A 19,003-nucleotide genomic window follows, 5' to 3' on the forward strand; every position below is an offset into this window, starting at 1 on the left:
TGGGTTCTCCCCTCTATTTCAGCAACTGATGTTGTTGAAATAGAAATGAAACGTCTGCTTTGGCAGGCGTTTTTTTTCGCCTCTATCTTTCTCTATCAAGTTTTCTCTGCCCTTCTGAGTCATTCTAAAAAGCCATAAAAAACATAAAATATAGTTATTTCATAGACTTGATTGACTATTTCCTGACAATTCCCTGAATAGATGAAAGTAAAAATGCGGGAGGATTCAGCAAGAAGATACTCCTATGACCAGATATTCAGCCTACAAAACGATTGCCACTTCTTTCCTTTGCCTAGCCCCTGCGATGGTGATGGCCAATAATGTTGAGCCCTCAGCGATTCCGGTTACCGTGGAGCCAGTGTCCACTCGAAACATCGCTCAAAAGATAGAGGAAGTAGGCAAGATCACCGCGCTTGATAATGCCAACCTGACCTTTAGTGCCGGAGCAAAGATTGAAAAAATCTCCTTCAACGATGGTGATGCTGTAAAAAAAGGTGACGTCATCGCTGAGCTCGACAGCACCAAAGCCAAAGCGGATCTGGACAAAGCGCGCAGCACCCTCAATTTGGCCAAAACCAAATTACAGCGTACCCGTGACCTGTTGGCCAAACAGCCTGACGCGCTATCACCTCAGGATATGGATGAGCTTCAGGAAGAAGTGAATTTAGCCGCCGCCGACTTCCGCCAGCAAGAAGCGACCTTGAAAGACTACACCATAATCGCGCCTTTCGATGGCCGGTTGACGACCTTTACCCATTCCATCGGTAGTCATATTGATGCATCAACAGCATTGGTCAGCCTATACAAATTAGACCCGGTCAATGTCACCTATGCCATTAGCCAGGAAGATCTTGGCATGGCGCAGATCGGCCAAACGGTAGCCGTTACTGTCTCTGCGTTTCCAGAACAAACCTTTACGGGCGAGGTAAACTACATTGCCCCGGCTGTCGATGAGAGCTCAGGCCGAGTTGAAGTCCATGCCACCATCGAGAACCAAGAGCTGGTGCTTGCGCCGGGTATGTTTGCCAATGTCAGCCAGCAATTGCAAAGCGGGAAGGCACAATTGGTTGTGCCGCAGAATGCTGTTCTCGCCAACAATGAGCAACGCTACCTCTGGGTTGTAGAAGGCGACCAACCCCAGCGTCGTCGGGTTGAGCTGGGCGCCAACACCAATGATGGCTATGTCATTATTAAGCAAGGCCTGAAAAAAGGTGAACAGGTAGTGATCACCGGCCAGCAAAAGCTCACAGATGAGAGCTCTGTTAATGTGCTCTCCTCCCAGCAGCCAGAGAAAAACCTGTCAAAATCGGTAAATAATGCCGGAAATGGTACCAACAAGGAGGCCGGATAATGCGCTTGCCTGAAGTTTGTATCCGCCATCCGGTTTTTGCTTCTGTACTGAGTATCGCCGTCGTACTCTTGGGGATCTTGTCATTCCAGAAGCTGGCCATCCAATACTTCCCGGAGCATCAAACCTCGACCGCGACCGTCAGTGCCAATATCACCGGTGCCAGTGCCGAGTTCATGTCTCGTAACGTCGCCGATAAACTGATTGATGCCGCAACAGGCCTCGACAGTGTCGATACCATGACCACCGACTGTGTCGAAGGTAGCTGTACCCTGAAAATCAACTTCAGCGATGATGTCGATGATGTTGAATACACCAACCTGATGAACAAGTTGCGCAGCAGTGTCGAGGCGATTGGTGATTTTCCACCGAGTATGACCGACAAGCCAACGGTAACGGATAATTCGTCAGATACCAGCACAACCAGTAACGTCATTACTTTCGTCAACACCGGTGGCCTCGAGCAGCAGGAGATGTATGACTACATCAGCCAGCAGCTTGTGCCGCAATTCCGCCACATCCAAGGAGTGGGCAGTGTGTGGGGGCCATATGGGGGCTCTTCGAAAGCCGTAAGAGTGTGGCTCAAGCCGGAGCGCATGAAAGCGCTTAACATCAAAACCGCCGATGTCGTCGGCACACTGAGTACCTACAACAGTACTTTCACTGCCGGTACCATCAAAGGTGAAGCGCGAGACTTCTCGATTAACCCGGTGAGCCAGGTCACTTCGCTGCAAGATGTGCAAGAGCTCGTCATCCGGGTTGATAATGGTCAAATCATCCGGGTCAAAGACATTGCCGATGTTGTCATGGGCGAAGAAAGCCTGAGCCCGAGCTTGCTCACGGTGAATGGCAATCAAGCCATGTCGCTGCAGGTTCTGCCACTAAAAACAGAAAACCCTGTCGTCGTCGCCGAGCGGGTCAGGGCTGCTATCGAATCGATGCAGGGCAAGCTTCCTGACGGGATCGAAATGAAGATGGTTTACAACCAAGCCGATTTCATCGAATCTGCTATTGATGAAGGCTTTGCTACCTTGATCGAAGCGGTTGTCTTGGTCTCTATCGTTGTCATGTTGTTTCTCGGCTCGTTTCGCGTTGCCTCGGTGCCGATCATTACCATCCCTGTATGCGTGATCGGTGTGTTTTCCGTGATGGCAATGCTTGGGTTTAGCATCAACGTCCTGACTATCCTAGCCATTATCCTCGCTATCGGTTTGGTGGTCGATGATGCCATTGTGGTGGTAGAAAACTGCTACCGCCATATCGAACAAGGGGAAACGCCATTCAATGCCGCCTTGAAAGGCAGCAAGGAAATCATCTTCCCGGTGATTGCCATGACACTCACCCTGGCCGTGGTCTATCTGCCTATCGGGCTAATGTCTGGCTTAACGGCGGATCTCTTTCGTCAGTTTGCTTTTACCCTCGCAGCGGCAGTGATCATCTCCGGCATGGTGGCCCTCACCTTGTCACCAATGATGAGTGCATATCTGATCAAGCCAGTGAATCAGCACCCGAAATGGTTTGCCCGTATCGACCACCTGCTTAATCGCTTGGCAGACAGTTACACGCTTGAGCTTGAAAAGTGGTTTAACCGCAAGGCGGTCATGGCAGGGTTGTCATGCCTTCTGTTAGTGGTGTCTGGGTTTGCCTTCATCAAAATGCCGCAGGTACTGCTGCCGACGGAAGACTCCGGTTTCATCGAAGTCACCTCAACCGCTCCGACCGGTGTGGGTCGCCAGTATCATCTTTCGCATAATGATGAGCTCAACAGTGCCTTGGCAGGCCAGCCAGCTATCGAATCCAACTTGTCATACATTGAAGGTACGCCAACCAACCATATATTACTCAAACCTTGGGGGGAGCGCCAGCAGACAGCGGATGAAGTCATCGCCCGCCTAACAGACAAGGCTAACCGTACGGTTTCAGCCTACGACATGTCATTTGCTGTGCGCTCAGCGGATAACCTTGGCATCGCAACGAATCTGATATTGGAGCTGACAACGGTCGATCGTGATACTGAGACCTTGGCGAAAACAGCAGAGAAAGTCACCAAGCTGCTAGAGCAGTATCCGGGGGTGACTAACGTGAAGAACTCAACCCTTCGTGATCAGTTAACCTATGATCTGGAAATTGATCGTAACGCGATTATTTTGTCGGGGGTGAGTTACAGCGATGTCACCAATGCCCTATCGACCTTCCTCGGTTCGGTTAAAGCGGCAGACTTGCAAGCCGACGATGGTTTCACCTACCCTATCCAGGTACAGGTAAACCGCCAGGATCTAGGAAGTTTTAACGTACTCGATAAGCTCTACGTAAGCTCTGACTCAGGCCAGAGCCTGCCGCTGTCACAGTTTGTCACTATCAAGCAGACTACGGCAGAATCAAGCTTCAAAACTTATATGGGTAAAGACAGTGCTGAAATCACGGCAGACCTTATACCGGGCTATACCGCCAGTGATATCAAAGCTTACATTGATCAAGAGGTTCCGCCACTACTTAACAGTGCCCAAGGCTACGACTTCAATGGTACGGTCAAACTGTTGGATGATTCCCAAGCCGGTACCCAGTTACTCTTCCTGCTGGCCCTGATCTTTGTTTACTTGATCCTGGCTGCACAATTCGAGAGTTTCATCGACCCGCTGGTCATCATGCTGACGGTACCTTTATGCATTGTCGGTGCACTGTTGACCTTGGCAATGTTTGAGCAGAGCTTGAATATCTACTCAAAGATCGGGTTACTGACATTGGTTGGCCTAGTAACCAAGCACGGCATCTTGCTGGTTGAATTTGCCAACGAGCAGCGCCGTCAGGGTGCCACCGCCATCAAAGCAGCGTTGGAGAGTGCCCGTTCCCGTCTGCGACCAATTTTGATGACCTCGCTCACCATGATCCTCGGCTCGCTGCCACTGGCCTTTGCCGACGGCCCTGGCTCTCTGGGTCGGGTGAATATCGGTCTGGTGCTGGTAGGAGGCTTGGTCACAGGTACTTTCTTCTCACTATTCGTGGTGCCTTTAGCCTATGTGGCAATGTCTAAATTGAAAGAGAAAGATGTTCTCGCGATTTGGCGCCGTCAAAGACAGGCCCCAGCAAACTAACGATCCCACCAACAAAAAAGGCCTGTATCAGGCAGGCCTAAGACCAATATAAGCTATCAAAAAATCGAATCAGCACAGTAGATTGAGATTTCAAAACCTACCCGCCAGGGAAGGCGGGTTGGAGCGACATGGATGTCATCTGCGTTTTTGAAATTTCATTCTGCTGTGTTGGACACATCCCAAAGAAAGCAGAAACACTCACCATATAAACTGAAAAAGGCCTGCATCATGCAGGCCTTTTTTCATATAAATCCAATTCTTATTGCTTTTCAGCCAAGATAATACGCAGTGTACGACGCAGTGGCTCTGCCGCACCCCACAATAACTGATCACCAACAGTAAACGCATTGAGGTAATCATCACCCATCGCCAGTTTACGCAGGCGGCCAACAGGAATCGACAGCGTGCCCGTTACTTTGGTAGGGCTAAGCTCTTGGACAGTGATATCACGGTCGTTCGGGATCACTTTAACCCAATCGTTGTGTGATGCGATGATCTCTTCCACTTCATCCATCGGCACGGCTTTCTTCAGTTTCATTGTCAGTGCCTGGCTATGACAACGCATTGCCCCGATACGCACACAGGTTCCATCGATTGGAATTGGGTTATTATCCAAGCCAAGGATCTTGTTGGTTTCTACCGAGCCTTTCCACTCTTCCTTGCTCTGGCCATTTTCACGCTTCACATCAATCCATGGGATCAATGAACCCGCCAATGGCGCACCAAACTCAGAAGCTGGGAAATTTTCGGAGCGCATGGTTTCCGCTACTTTACGGTCGATATCCAAAATGGACGTAGATGGATCAGCCAGTTCACTAGAGACTGCATCGTTGATCACACCCATCTGGCTGATCAGCTCACGCATGTTTTTCGCACCAGCACCAGAAGCGGCCTGGTAAGTTTGCGATGTCATCCACTCAACCAAACCCGCCTGGTACAAGCCACCCACAGCCATCAGCATCAAGCTAACCGTACAGTTACCGCCCGCAAACGTGCTCACACCATTGTGCAGGCCCTGTTTCATTTGATCGTAGTTGACCGGATCAAGGGCAATGATCGACTCTTCCTTCATTCTCAGGGTAGAAGCCGCATCAATCCAATACCCTTTCCAGCCTGCTTGGCGTAGTGCTGGGTACACTTTCTCGGTATAGCCACCGCCTTGGCAGGTGACAATCGCATCCAACTGTTTCAAGCGCTCGATATCAAACGCATCGTGAAGGACACCGGCATCCTTACCAAAATTCGGAGCTGGGATCCCCACTTGGGACGTAGAGAAGAAAACAGGCTCAATCACATTGAAGTCACCCTCTTCTACCATACGTTGCATCAGGACAGAGCCCACCATGCCTCGCCAACCCACTAATCCTACTTTCATCATGTGCACTACACTCCCTGATCATTGTTCTATCGGTATAACTATCGCATCTAATATGGCATCTAATATGGCCACTACTGGTAAGACCTAAACCCAACTAACCCACGATAGTTATAGCGACAGGCAGACCCCCATCTATAGTAATTTCAGCAGCGAAACTCAAGCATAAGTTGCAAAAAACCTGTAAAAAAAAACACCACCCTGTAAACAAAACCAGCAAGAATTATTAAACGTTACGCGCTGCATTGATAAATCCCCACATTATTTCTGGTGAAAAATCGGGCTAGAACACAACCAAAAACCGAACAAAGAGCATACAGAAGCCAATAAAATGCTCAAAAACAAGACCAAAAGATAAAAAATCACTTAAGTCTTAGCAAACCTCCAGCATCACTTTTTTTGATCATTTCACCACACATTGATAACCTACCAAAACTCGCAAGCACAACGCTTAATTCTACAATACCACCATAATTGCGGTGATATCACCTATCTATTAATGGAATTACACACATGGAAACAATATGAAAGAACAGTCAAAAAACAAACAAAACACAAATTAAGCACGCGAAATTAACAATAATTCAAAAAACAAACATGCTTTTTTAAAGGGTTACTGGTTCATTTTGTATGAGATCACATCTAGAGACATTTTCTATCGTGACCTCGAAAGCTATCCGCTAGAGTAGCGGCGAATCAATGCTAGTACCCTTTAGCAGACCGATTAGGTCATCAAAACTATTAGAAAATAATCCCTTGGGACCGATATTTCCTGTCCTGAGGCTATTCACAATCTACAGGCTCGAACTTACAAGGTTGGAAGTATGAACAAACAGACTGTAAAACTACCGTCGCTGACTCAGGTCTTTATCGCTCTCGGTATTTTTCTTGCGCTGGCTTTCTCTTTTACTGCGAAACTCGATTTACCTATCCAGCTAGCGCTTTACATCGGCTGGTTCGTGATCATCGCACTGGGCATCAAGCTTGGTCATGATTACAAGTCGCTGGAAACAGCGGCGACCAAAGGTATCGCCAACGGCTTGGGTGCCGTTTTGATCCTATTGGCAGTCGGTGCCCTCGTCGGTACCTGGATTGCCGGTGGTATTGTGCCAACCATCATTTATTACGGTCTCAAGGCTATCCACCCATCTATCTTCCTGCTGGCGACGATGCTGATCTGTTCGATGACAGCGCTGGCAACCGGTACCTCTTGGGGGGCGGCAGGTACTGCCGGTATCGCAATGATGGGGATTGGTCAGGGTCTCGGTATACCCGCGCCAATGACAGCCGGTGCTGTCCTGTCTGGCTGTTACTTCGGTGACAAGATGTCTCCGCTGTCTGACTCGGTGATTTTGGCCTCTTCGATGTCAAACGTAGAAATCGTTGAACACATCAAAGGCATGCTGCCGATTGCCCTGATCAGCTACATCATTACCGGTATCTTGTTTACCGCAGTGGGTATCCACTACGCAGGCAATGTCGACATGTCGCAGGTTGAATCTGTCATCGCTGCCATGGATCAGCAATTTGTGATCTCTCCGTTCTCATTCGTACCGGTGATCATTGTGCTTGCCCTACTGGCTTTGCGTCTGCCTTCTTTCCCTGTGATCTCGCTAGGCTCACTGCTAGGTATCATTTGGGCGGTCATGGTTCAGGATATGGATCCGCTGGTTGCCTTCAATACCGCTTGGGCACCGTTTTCAATCGACTCGGGTGTCGACTTCATCGATGCCATCCTCAATCGTGGCGGCATGTCATCTATGCTGGGCTCGGTAGCGGTCATCGTATTCGGCCTTGGCTTCGGTGGCCTACTGGATAAAGTGGGTGTGCTGCAGACTATCGCCAAGATCTTCGAAAAACGCGTCAACTCAGCAGGAAGCCTATCGGTATCGACCATTGCCACTGCCTTCCTGGGCAACGTATTCGGCTCAGCCATGTATGTGTCATTGATCCTGACACCGAAAATCTGTGCCAAGAACTACGATCGTCTTGGCTACCAGCGTAAGAATCTGTCACGTAATGCGGAGTTCGGCGGTACCCTGACTTCCGGTATGGTGCCGTGGAGTGACAACGGTATCTACATGGCGAGCATCTTAGGCGTAGCGACCTTCTCCTATGCACCCTTCATGTGGTTGAGCTTCGTGTGTATCATCGTCACCATTGTCTCATCTTACATGGGTTGGTTCGTTGACCGCTGTCCACCAACAGCAACAAGCGAAGAGGCTGAGGTAACAGCTGGACAATCCACCCAAGGACAGCAACAGACCGCATAATTTGTATAACTGTCACTTATGATGAATGAAAAGAGCGCCCCAGGGCGCTCTTTTTTATTATTTAGTCAACAATATAGTTGTAAGCAAACATTAATTAAACTTATACTAACCAAGGCCTCTTAATACCCACATTTATCATTCCATAATGCCCAAAAACACACCTTAAAAACACTAAACCCACAAAATGGAAATGATTAATTAATAATAAAAAAACAACTAATCATGCTTAAAAACATCCATGCGTGGTATTAAATGTTGTGAATAGGATATTAATGTAGATCACGATCACAAATACTAGCCATTAGCCCATTTGGATTAGCATTCAGTGGCACATATTGACCCCCATCAATTATTTCCCACATAAATCAGGGACAATGACCTCGTTTCTTATTTTGAGGGCTCTGTTAAAGCTCAATTTGCAGTGAAAAGCTGTGAAGATTTGTTACAGATTCCTTATTTTGGCCAATCGGCTTTTTGATTCCTAAGAGGTTACATATGAGCAATCCAGCAGAGAAAAACCAAAAGGTAACGATAGGTGCATACATTGCCCTAGCGTTCGCTTTTGTGTTCTTTTCAGGTCTACTACAAACCAACGAGTGGTACGGTGTATTTGATTTCAACACCCTGAACGGTTCTTTCGGTACGATGGCGAACACGGTAACTGCTGCAGCAGACGGTGCCATCGAAGTAACAAAAACGACTATGCGCGGTACTGGCGGTAGCGGTGCACGTGACGGCTTCCTATTTGCCCTAACACTGGTACCGACTGTTATGTTCGCCCTGGGTATGATCAACGTTCTTGAGCATTACGGTGCCCTTGACGCAGCGCGCAAACTACTGACTCCACTATTACGTCCGCTAGTTGGCCTACCAGGCGATACCGGTCTGGCGCTAATCGCTTCTCTGCAGAACACTGACTCAGGCGCATCAATGACCCGCCAGCTTCAGGAAGGCGGCCACATCACCCAGCGTGAAACCGATGTATTCGCGATGTTCCAGTTCTCTGCCGGTGCAACCATTGTTAACTTCTTCTCTTCAGGTGCGGTGCTATTCACCCTAACCTACGCTGACGGCAGCAACGCAGTAACCTCTTCAATCGGCTTGGCAGTCGTCATCATGTTCGTGATGAAGATTGTTGGCGCGAACATCTTCCGCCTATACCTAAAAGCCACTGACAAGAAAAACAACGTTTCTACTGAGAAGGAGACCGCATAATGTCTCAAGCTACTAAAAAACCAATGGTTACTGACATCTTCGTAGAAGGCGCGAAGAAAGGCTGGGCAATCTCTACCAGCTCAACGATTCCAAACGTACTGATGGCATTCGTGATCATCAAAGTACTTTCGCTAACCGGTGCACTAGACGCAATGGGTGTTCTGTTCTCACCTATCATGGGCATTTTCGGCCTACCGGGTGAAGCAGCAGCCGTACTGATCGGTGCTTGGATGTCTATGGGTGGCGCGGTGGGTGTGGTAATCACCCTGTTTGACGCTGGTATCCTTGACGGTAACCACATCGCTATCCTAGCCCCAGCTATCTACCTAATGGGCTCTCAGGTTCAGTACCTTGGCCGTATCCTAGGTGTTATCGGCACAGAAGGCCGCCACATCCCAGTGATGGTTGCAATCTCTGTTCTGAATGCATTCGTTGCTATGTTCGTGATGAACATCCTAGTGTAAATCACTACCTTTAAGGGGGTGTATTGCCCCCTTTTTCCTGTCGCTATTCATACCCTACAGGGTTTCTCTCAGGAGCTAATATGAGTTTCTCACTGCAAGATTACTTGGAAGAACTACGCCCGCTGATCGATGTTGACTGCGGTACGCTAACCAAAGAAGGCATTGAAGTTATTGCCAACCAGATGGAACAAAAATACGTTGATCTGGGCTGGAACGTTAAGCGCATTGACTGCGGTATTGCCGGTACAGGTCTTGAAGTCCGCAACAAGCCTGAAGCAAAGCAAATTGACGTGATGCTAATCGGCCACATGGATACGGTCTTCCCTGTTGGCACTGTTGCTGCTCGCCCAATGACGTTTGATGACAAGCGTGCCTACGGCCCTGGCGTTTCTGACATGAAATCTGGCCTGCTGAACGTTGTTTACGCCCTGCGTGAAATGGACAAGGAAACCCTGGATAAACTGTCTATCTGTGTATGCATGAACCCAGATGAAGAAATCGGTTCGCTACACTCAGAAAAATGGCTAAAGAGCGTTGCGGTTAACGCGAAAAATGTACTGGTAGCAGAAGCTGCCCGTGCAGACGGCTCTTTGGTAAAAGCCCGTAAGGGTATGGCTCGCTACCGCCTGACCTTCGCTGGTAAAGCGGCACACGCAGGTAACGAACCACAAAACGGCCGCAGTGCTATCACTGAAATGGCCAACTGGATCCTGGCGATTAACGAGCTGACTAACTTCGAAAGCGGCACGACCCTGAACGTCGGTGTCGTTAAAGGTGGCGCAGGTGCCAACATCGTTCCAGACCACGCTGAAGCTGTGGTTGACGTTCGCTTCTGGGATAACGACGAATACGCTGCTGCCGATGCGAAGATCCGCGCGATGGCAGAAACGCCATTCGTTGACGGTGTCGCGATCACTATTGACCGCGAAGCGCACAAACCATCTATGGTCCCGTCTGAGAAAACAGAAGCGCTGATGGCGCTGGTTGAAGAATCAGGCAAAGAGCTGGGTATCGACATTACTTGGCAAGAAGTAGGTGGCGGTTCTGACGCTAACCTTACTGCGGTACTTGGTATCCCGACACTAGACGGCCTTGGCCCTGCCGGTGCAGGTTTCCACAGTGCTGATGAGTACCTTGAGCTTGAAACTATCGAGCCTCGTATCCAGCTACTGAAGAAGGTACTGGCTAAAATCGCGGGTTAATCTAAACTAACTCACCATTTTAGACATAAGGGCGCACGGCGCCCTTTTTCATTCTGACCTATTTGCATTCAGGCCATTTCCCTCCAGCTTATCCCTTCGGGCACGTCCGGTTCTTTTCATTTGCTTGGTAAGCTTCTAGGTATTTCTTCCGCACCTTGGCTAAGTGCGCTTGGGCAAGTTGTGCCTTTACTTTCATAGAGCTAACAAATCCATATCGCCGAGCGAAATGCGATAGGCTACAGACATACAAAACACCGTTCAATAGCACAAACTCAATCAATACAATTCAATACAATAATCCTATCTACTCCACATAAGTGGTATTTTATATGGATGTTTTTAGCAAAACTGATCTTGATCAATGACGTTACTGCGCATTGCCTCTATCCTCGCGCCATAAGTTGCAATATAAATACACCTTTAAAGGAATGCAATAATGTCGAACTTAGCAATGTTCTGTCACCAATGCTCTATGGCCCAGACTGGCGGCTGTGGTAGCACGGGAAAAACCCAAGGCACTTGTGGTAAAGACGAAAACCTTTCCCGCCTGCAAGATATTATGATTTTCGGCCTGAAGGGCCTTTCTGCCTACCGTACTCATGCCGATGATCTGGGTGCAGACACCAAATCAGTCGATGACGTGATTGCCGAAACCCTATACTTCACGCTGACTAACGTTAACTTCAGCTTCGAGCAGCATATCGCCCAGCTGATGAAAATTGGTGGTGCCGGTAGCGAGATGATGTCTCGCCTTGGTGAAGCCCACCATGGCCGCTTAGGGATCCCTACTCCTGTATGTGTGCCGCAAAACAAAGCTGAAGGTAAAGGTATCCTGGTTACCGGTCACGACCTTGAGCTACTAGAGCGCTTGCTGATTGCCACCGAGGGCAAAGGCATTAATATCTATACCCACTCAGAAATGCTACCTGCCCACGGCTATCCTGAGCTGCGTAAGTACAGCCACCTGAAGGGTAATATCGGTAAAGCTTGGTTCGACCAAAAGCAACTATTCCAGAAGTGGAACGGTACTATCATCGTTACCACCAACTGTATTGTACCGCCAACAGGCCGTGCTGATTATGCAGACCGCCTATACAGCTACGGCATTGTAGGTATAGATAACTGCCGCCAGCTTGAAGATGATTTCGGTCCATTGATCGAGCAGACCCTAAGCCTGCCGGACATCGAAGGCTTCGAGAGCGAAGAAACCCTGATGACAGGCCACAACTACAAGACCATTCTTGGTTTGGCTCCGCAGATCCTTGAAGCGGTTAACGAAGGCAAGATCAAACAGTTCTTCGTTGTTGCCGGCTGTGACAAGCCTGGTAAACCTAATGATTACTTCCGCGAGTTGGCCCTGTCGATCCCGGACGATTGCATTATCCTGACCTCTTCGTGCGGTAAGTTCCGCTTCAACGACCATGACTTCGGTACCGTTCCGGGCACAGAGATCCCGCGTTACCTAGACCTTGGCCAGTGTAACGACAGCTACGGTGCGGTGATGATCGCGCTAGCCTTGAGCGATGCGATGGGTGTACCTGTTAACGATCTTCCTGTGAACATCGTGCTGTCTTGGATGGAGCAAAAAGCGGTATTGATCCTGCTGGCACTGTTCAACCTGGGTATCCAGAACATCTACCTCGGCCCTAACCCGCCAGAATTTGTTAACGAAGATATCTTTGCCTTCCTGCAGCAGCAGTTCAACCTGCAGCTGACTGGCAATGCCAAAGAGGATTTGGCTCGCATGCTGAACCCTCAGCCACAGCTAGACGTGGTTGAAGTGTAAAACGGCAATCATGCCCTCGGGCCGGCCCTCTGCTACCCACTAGGGGTCGGCCCACCCTTTATTAAAACAATAACACAGCAACATGTTTGCCTGTGTCGATTACCTGCACCTGTTAAACAGGGCTTGCCCATTGGAGCCAGTCATGTCTACTCATCAACAAAGCCAATCGCAGTTTGTCACCATGGACGGCAATGAAGCCGCCGCATCAGTCGCTTACCGCTGTAATGAAGTGATCGGTATCTACCCTATCACCCCGTCTTCGCCGATGTCGGAAGCGTGCGAGACATGGGAATCGCAGCAAAAGGAAAATATCTGGGGCCAGGTCCCTCGCGTTATTGAAATGCAATCCGAAGGCGGTGCTGCCGGTGCCGTGCATGGCGCACTGATGGCTGGCGCGATGTCGACCACCTTTACTTCATCGCAAGGGTTATTGCTCAAAATCCCTAACATGTACAAAATCGCCGGCGAGCTCACCCCGTTCGTCATGCATGTTGCCGCCCGTACCCTTGCCACCCATGCTTTGTCCATTTTCGGTGATCACTCAGATGTGATGGCGGTGCGCCAGACAGGTTTTGCCATGCTGGCAGCTGGCAGTGTGCAGCAAGCCCATGACTTTGCGCTTATCAGTCAGGCCGCAACATTGGAAAGCCGCGTCCCCTTCGTGCACTTCTTCGACGGCTTCAGAACCTCGCACGAAATCAACAAGATCAAGCTGATTGATAACGAGACACTCCATACCATGGTAGACAGTGAGCAGGTCAATGCTTTCCGTGAGCGTGGCCTGACTCCAGATGCCCCGAGCATCCGCGGCACCGCCCAAAACCCGGATACCTTTTTCCAGGCGCGCGAGGCTTCAAACCTGTTCTATCAGGCCTGTCCTGATATCGTCGCCGCGAAAATGGCCCAGTTTGCCGAACTGACGGGTCGTGAATATCGCCCGTTTGACTACTACGGCCACCCACAAGCTGATGATGTGATTGTCGTGATGGGCTCGGCCTCATCGACTGTAAAGCAAGCCGTTGACCACCAGCTAGCCCTCGGCCAAAAAGTCGGTGTCATTACTGTTCACTTGTACCGTCCGTTCTCGCTATCTCACCTGATTGCGGTATTACCGACGTCGGTGGCACGTATCGCTGTGCTGGATCGCACCAAAGAGCCGGGCGCCTTGGGCGAGCCGCTTTACTTGGATGTTATGGCTGCCTTGCAGCTGGCCGTCGCCAATAAGCAGTTCCCGCACATGCCTGCGATTGTCGGTGGTCGCTATGGCCTGTCTTCCAAAGAATTTACCCCATCGCATGCGGCTGGCATTTTCAACGCCATGCTGGAAAATCAGATCAAGCATCCGTTTACCGTGGGGATCGTCGATGACATCACCCACTTATCGCTCCCCCAGCCAACAGCTATCGACATTGAGCCTGCGGGACGACTGCGTGCACTGTTTTATGGCTTGGGAGCCGACGGGACGGTCAGTGCCAACAAGAACACCATCAAGATCCTCGGTGAAAACACCCCGCTGCACACGCAGGGTTATTTTGTCTACGATTCGAAAAAATCTGGCGGGATCACCACCTCGCACCTGCGCATTGACCCACAAGCCGTGGAAGCACCCTACCTGATTGAGCAGGCTGATTTTATTGCCTGCCATCAGTTCCAGTTCATCAACAAACTGGAAATGTTCGAGAAAGCAGCGCCTAAAGCAACCTTGCTCATCAACAGCCCCCATGATGCCGACAGTGTCTGGCAACACCTGCCACGGGAAGTGCAGCAGGTGATCATTGGCCGCCAATTGAAACTGTATGTGATTGATGCCGTCAAACTTGCCCGTGAACTTGGGCTGAAAAACCGTATCAACACCATTATGCAGGCCGGTTTCTTTGCCCTCAGCAACTTGATGCCTCTTGAAGACGCACTCGCTCAGCTCAAAACCGCCATTGAGAAAAGCTATAGCAAACGCGGGCCGGCGATTGTTAAAGCCAACCATGCCGCGGTGGATGCCGCCGTTGCCCATCTGCAGGCAGTAGCTATTCCGGATGAAGTCACCAGTATTTTCCGCCGTCCACCAGTAGTCAGTGAAAATGCGCCGGATTTGGTCAAGCGTGTCAGCGCCATGATGATGGCAGACAAGGGTGACCAACTGCCAGTCAGTGCTTTCCCGGTTGATGGCTGCTGGCCGACAGCAACGACCCAGTGGGAAAAGCGTAACATTGCCCAGGAAGTCCCGGTCTGGGAAGAAGATCTCTGTACCCAGTGTAATATCTGTACCTTAGTGTGCCCGCATGCGGCCATCCGCGCCAAGACGGTTGCGCCAGGTGAGTTGGTTGATGCCCCGGAGGGTTTCAAACATACCGATTACAAGCAGCGTGACTTCAAGGGCCAAGCGTATACCCTGCAAGTGTCACCAATGGACTGCACCGGCTGTAACTTGTGTACCACGGCATGCCCTGCCAGTGACAAAGACAACCCTGCCCGCAAGGCCATCAATATGGTGCCGAAGCAGGATGTGATTGAGCGGCAAAGCGCAAACTATGAGTACTTCCTGCAACTACCAGAAGTGGAGCGCATTGGCATCAAGCGTATCGATGCTCGTACCAGCCAGCTTCTGCAGCCATTGTTTGAATATTCTGGCGCCTGCTCGGGTTGCGGCGAGACTTCCTATGTCAAATTGCTTACCCAGCTTTTCGGTGATCGCTTACTGATCGCCAATGCAACTGGCTGCTCATCTATTTATGGCGGTAACTTACCGACCACACCGTATGCTGTTAACAGTGACGGCCGTGGTCCGGCTTGGGCTAACTCGCTATTCGAAGACAACGCCGAATTTGGCTTGGGTATGCGCTTGGCACTGGACAGTAAGCGCAACAATGCTCTGTCATTGCTTGATACCGCGCGCGATATTATTCCGTCAGAGTTGATTGAGCAGATCCGCGAGGATGCCTTCGATAGCAGCGAAGCCGCTGTTGTCCGCCAACGTGGCAACCTTACCCGCTTACGTGCCGCACTGCCTTACTCTATGCGCCAGCTAGATGCTTGTGCCGACGACTTGGTAGCGAAAAGCAACTGGATTGTTGGTGGTGACGGCTGGGCCTATGACATCGGTTATGGCGGCTTGGATCATGTCCTTGCCGGCGGCGATAACGTCAATGTATTGGTTATGGATACCCAAGGCTATTCCAATACCGGTGGCCAGCAGTCAAAAGCAACCCCAACCGGCGCGGTCGCCAAATTCGCCACCCAGGGCAAAACCAGCCAAGGCAAAGACTTGGCGCTTAACATGATGATGCATGGCAATGTCTACATCGCCAAGATCGCTTTGGGTGCCAACATGAACCAGACCATCAAAGCCCTGCAAGAAGCAGAAGCTTACCCAGGACCGTCTTTGGTGATTGCTTACTCACCTTGCATTACCCATGGCTTTGACATGGCAGAAGGTGTCGAGCATCAGCAACTCTTGGTGGATTCTGGCCTATGGCCGCTGTTCCGCTTTGACCCGCGCAGGATTGCCAAAGGCCGTGCCGCGCTGCAGATAGACTCAAAGCCAGCCAAAAAAGATATCGAAGAGCTGATTGGCCGTGAAGCACGCTTCACCCAAATCAAGCGCAAAGATCCGCAGCGCTACGAGCAGAACCTCGACCGCCTTCGCCAGCAGGTTCGCCACAAACACCAGCTGCTTGAACAGCTTGCACAGTGGAAACCGGCGAAAGACACAGACAATTAATCCAGTTTTATATCAACCCGCATTACAAATGCGGCTGGTCTAAGTCCCCCGGCGGCCAGCCCACGAAAATAGTTAGGAGAATACAATATGGCTAACATCGGCATTTTCTTCGGTAGCGATACCGGCAACACAGAAAAAGTAGCAGAAAAGATCGCAACCAAGCTGTCTTTGGACGCGCAGGATATCGCGGGCAACAGCAGTGATATCTTTGATGACTACGATTTGCTGATCCTCGGTACACCTAGCGCCAACTACGGCGAGATGCAGCCTGACTGGGATTACTTTGTTCCTGAACTGGAAGATGCCGATCTCAATGGCAAAAAGGTGGCTCTGTTTGGCCTTGGCGACCAGGTTGATTACCCAGACAGCTTCCTGGATGCGATGGGTGAGTTGGCTGAAATGGTAGAAGAAGCAGGTGGTGAGCTAATCGGCGAATGGCCAACAGATGGTTACGAGTTCAATGACTCACGTGCAGTCAAAGACGGGAAGTTTGTCGGCCTTGCGCTGGATGAAGACCGCCAGCCTGAACTAACCGATGACCGTATCGCAACGTGGCTAGTCTCTCTGGGTCTCTAACCGCTATATACGCTACTTAGATAGAACAAAGGCTGCATCATAGATATGCAGCCTTTTTTGAACTGAGTTTCTGCGCCTAGACGTCAGCTAGCGAGATGGTTACTGTTGCAATGAAGAAGAGGAAGTATCGACACACTCACCGCGGCGCATGCAGTCAAATTTAAATTTTAGGGTTTGCAAAGGACGCCGCCATACCAGTTTCGGCATAGCCCATCGCAGCACATGGTTAAAGTGCAGGCGTTTGGCTGGCTGATAACAGTGGTTCTTGCACTGGATACAGTTAGGCTTTTCATTACCAAGGCGGCATTTTTGTACGCGGCTTTCGACATACTCAATGAGCCCTTCACACTCAGGGCACATAATGGCACCACGGTGCAGCGTTTTGCAGTATAGGCGAATCATCGCCTTTGCGGTATCCAACTCACGCTGCTGACGAGCTGGACCAGAAGTTTGAACGATCATAGTGGCGCTATTATCCACTCAAGCAGCCGCATTTATATGATCTCGATCAAACCCGGCAGGCGAACAAACGAATCGCTCAACGAAATTGCGAGGTACTAAAATAAAATTCTGCTTTCAATCTTCACGTTTTTTCCCTCATTACCTCAAAAGCATTATGCCCCTACCGCAGACTTAGACAGGTAAGCCTGCGCACTTGCGATAGTCTGGTTCAAGGTCTGCTCTATTTCTCGGCACTCTTCAATCGATACCGACTCATTTTGCTTAAATTTGGCTTCGGCCACATCACAGCATTCACGCAGAGGCCTAGCACTGAGGTTTACCGCAACCCCCTTCAACGCATGGACAATATTAAGCGCATGCTCTTGCTGGCCGGGCTCCGAGGCCGCAGCAAGCAAAACCTGCCCCTTCCCCGCATTGTCTTCGATAAAAATCTCCAGCAGCATACAGACGGTTTCCTCATCACCATCCATCGCATCTCGCAAGGCATCCACATCGAGCCATGGCGAAGGAGCTGTTGTTTCAGTACTTTCATCTATGCGGGATGGCTCTACGGCCATCACACTTGAGTTGTCTGGATTAGAGTCTGTAACTTCGAGATAAATACCCTCTTTGTGGCCTATTTCCTCTGCTCGCTCACTCTGTGGGTTATTTTCCTGTGTCGATTCTCGAGACTTAATGTCCGCACTTTCATCAAGAAAAGCTTGAATCGCTAACGCCGCTGGGGTGAAGACCATCTTCAACAGTTCACAGAGATTTTCAAGTTTTTCACTATAAGCTTGTTTTTTTACTTCACGCTCAACCTGCTCGGCCAATGCATGGATTTGCTCAGTACCCAAACTGGCGGATACACCTTTCAAACTGTGCGAAATCATCTGTACCTGATCGAAATCGCCGGCCTGAAGCGCCTTCACAATCTTATGACCATCATCAAGGTGCTCGTCAACAAATACCTCCAGTAGCATTGTGACCATATCACGGTCGCCATCCATGGTATCAAGTAGGTAGTCGCTATCAAAAATCACCATAGCTTCCACGTCAGCAGACAAGCTTAACGGCTCAGATACCGGCTCAATAGTTGGGTTCATCTCGATTGCCGATCCAGATAAGGCCTCCGCGTCCAATAGCGTTTCACCTTTGTTCTTCACCAGTAGGTTATACCCAATCCCCAAAGCAGCCACCAGCGCCATCACAGAAAGGGCTATCAATGAATACCCAACAACACCGGGCATGGTGGCTCCGAGATAGAGGCTCGGCAACGCAACGACAATCAATCCAATGCCAATGCCAATGCCAATGAAACTTACTGTTGAATGACGAGAGGGCTTGGGGGAAGCAGAACCTTTGCCGGAAGCGTTTTTCATGGTCACTCCTGTCCATTATTACCAATGGATAATACCTCAGCCTTGGTATGTAAAATTAATCATATGAGTATAAAAAGCCATACAGAAACTGTAGGCAAAAAAAATAGAGAGGTACAACCAAAATAGGGACTCGA

At 49.9% G+C, this 19,003-nt stretch carries 12 protein-coding genes; 9 read left to right on the forward strand and 3 right to left on the reverse strand.

Annotated elements, in window-relative coordinates:
* Window positions 1–244 precede the first annotated feature (244 nt).
* Both R2X38_RS15980 and R2X38_RS15985 read left to right on the forward strand, forming a co-directional pair.
* On the forward strand, window positions 245–1,351 hold the full coding sequence (locus R2X38_RS15980) for an efflux RND transporter periplasmic adaptor subunit (protein WP_317523326.1): 1,107 nt from the start codon (window positions 245–247) through the stop codon (window positions 1,349–1,351).
* On the forward strand, window positions 1,351–4,440 hold the full coding sequence (locus R2X38_RS15985) for an efflux RND transporter permease subunit (protein WP_317523327.1): 3,090 nt from the start codon (window positions 1,351–1,353) through the stop codon (window positions 4,438–4,440). Before R2X38_RS15980 ends, R2X38_RS15985 begins: the two co-directional genes overlap by 1 nt.
* A 259-nt stretch (window positions 4,441–4,699) precedes the next feature.
* Here R2X38_RS15985 and asd read toward each other — a convergent pair whose 3' ends face one another.
* On the reverse strand, window positions 4,700–5,818 hold the full coding sequence (gene asd, locus R2X38_RS15990; RefSeq protein ID WP_317523328.1) for an aspartate-semialdehyde dehydrogenase: 1,119 nt from the start codon (window positions 5,816–5,818) through the stop codon (window positions 4,700–4,702).
* Between the two features lie 821 nt (window positions 5,819–6,639).
* Here asd and nhaC point away from each other — a divergent pair.
* The 7 genes from nhaC to fldA all read left to right on the forward strand — a co-directional run bounded on the left by nhaC (window position 6,640) and on the right by fldA (window position 17,046).
* A complete protein-coding gene (nhaC, locus tag R2X38_RS15995; RefSeq protein ID WP_317523329.1) occupies window positions 6,640–8,088 on the forward strand; it encodes a Na+/H+ antiporter NhaC in 1,449 nt (482 codons plus the stop codon).
* A gap of 495 nt (window positions 8,089–8,583) precedes the next feature.
* Window positions 8,584–9,303, forward strand: a complete 720-nt coding sequence (locus R2X38_RS16000; protein WP_317523330.1) for a nucleoside recognition domain-containing protein — start codon at window positions 8,584–8,586, stop codon at window positions 9,301–9,303.
* The gene (locus R2X38_RS16005) at window positions 9,303–9,767 is read left to right on the forward strand and encodes a YjiG family protein (RefSeq protein WP_107298624.1); all 465 of its coding nucleotides are present in this window, start codon (window positions 9,303–9,305) and stop codon (window positions 9,765–9,767) included. Before R2X38_RS16000 ends, R2X38_RS16005 begins: the two co-directional genes overlap by 1 nt.
* Before the next feature lie 80 nt (window positions 9,768–9,847).
* Entirely contained in the window at window positions 9,848–10,969 is a 1,122-nt protein-coding gene (locus R2X38_RS16010; RefSeq protein WP_317523331.1) for a M20 family metallopeptidase, read from the forward strand.
* 436 nt (window positions 10,970–11,405) lie between these two features.
* The gene (gene hcp / locus R2X38_RS16015) at window positions 11,406–12,755 is read left to right on the forward strand and encodes a hydroxylamine reductase (protein ID WP_317523332.1); all 1,350 of its coding nucleotides are present in this window, start codon (window positions 11,406–11,408) and stop codon (window positions 12,753–12,755) included.
* A gap of 142 nt (window positions 12,756–12,897) precedes the next feature.
* Window positions 12,898–16,470 carry a pyruvate:ferredoxin (flavodoxin) oxidoreductase gene (gene nifJ / locus R2X38_RS16020; RefSeq protein WP_317523333.1) on the forward strand — a complete coding sequence of 1,191 codons (3,573 nt, stop codon included), beginning with the start codon at window positions 12,898–12,900 and terminating at the stop codon, window positions 16,468–16,470.
* 87 nt (window positions 16,471–16,557) lie between these two features.
* On the forward strand, window positions 16,558–17,046 hold the full coding sequence (gene fldA, locus R2X38_RS16025) for a flavodoxin FldA (RefSeq protein ID WP_317523334.1): 489 nt from the start codon (window positions 16,558–16,560) through the stop codon (window positions 17,044–17,046).
* A 99-nt stretch (window positions 17,047–17,145) separates the two neighbouring features.
* Here fldA and R2X38_RS16030 read toward each other — a convergent pair whose 3' ends face one another.
* Both R2X38_RS16030 and R2X38_RS16035 read right to left on the reverse strand, forming a co-directional pair.
* Window positions 17,146–17,508 carry a nitrous oxide-stimulated promoter family protein gene (locus R2X38_RS16030; RefSeq protein WP_317523335.1) on the reverse strand — a complete coding sequence of 121 codons (363 nt, stop codon included), beginning with the start codon at window positions 17,506–17,508 and terminating at the stop codon, window positions 17,146–17,148.
* 152 nt (window positions 17,509–17,660) lie between these two features.
* Window positions 17,661–18,869, reverse strand: coding sequence for an Hpt domain-containing protein (locus R2X38_RS16035; protein ID WP_317523336.1), 1,209 nt, complete (start codon window positions 18,867–18,869; stop codon window positions 17,661–17,663).
* Between the last annotated feature and the right edge of the window lie 134 nt (window positions 18,870–19,003).

The sequence above is a fragment of the Photobacterium rosenbergii genome (assembly GCF_033022775.1).
Classification (GTDB): Bacteria; Pseudomonadota; Gammaproteobacteria; order Enterobacterales; family Vibrionaceae; genus Photobacterium; species Photobacterium rosenbergii_A.